The organism is Cereibacter sediminicola (assembly GCF_007668225.1).
Classification (GTDB): domain Bacteria; phylum Pseudomonadota; class Alphaproteobacteria; order Rhodobacterales; family Rhodobacteraceae; genus Cereibacter_A; species Cereibacter_A azotoformans.
In genome coordinates, this window is sequence record NZ_VDEK01000168.1 from 1 (window position 1) to 409 (window position 409).

A 409-nucleotide genomic window follows, 5' to 3' on the forward strand; every position below is an offset into this window, starting at 1 on the left:
TACATCTACGACTTCGGCGACAACTGGCACCATGTGATCAGGGTCGAGAAGATCGACGACGCTCTCCCCGGCGCCGACTACCCGCGCCTTGTCCGTGCCATCGGCGCCTGTCCTCCCGAGGACGTGGGGGGTGCCCCCGGCTATGCCGAATTCCTCGAGGCACGCGCCGATCCGAACCATGAAGCTCACGCCGACATGATGGACCTCCATGGCGGCACGTTCGACCCGGACGACGCCGGCATCGGCCGCATCCTCGACAGCTTCGAGCGCCTGGCGAAGAAATGGGCGCCGAGGCCCCGGAAGCCGAAGACAACCAGCAGGCCGCTCTGAGAGACCGGCCGGCCCGCGGCCTTTGCCGGCTTGAAGTTACCCACAAGTATCCGCCGGGGGCCTTGCGAGGCGGGCACCT

At 67.2% G+C, this 409-nt stretch carries 1 protein-coding gene; it reads left to right on the plus strand.

What is annotated here, in order from left to right:
• Nucleotides 1-330 (plus strand): plasmid pRiA4b ORF-3 family protein (locus FG154_RS20855; protein WP_145112079.1); only part of this gene is annotated, 330 nt, incomplete at its 5' end.
• Nucleotides 331-409: the final 79 nt, after the last annotated feature.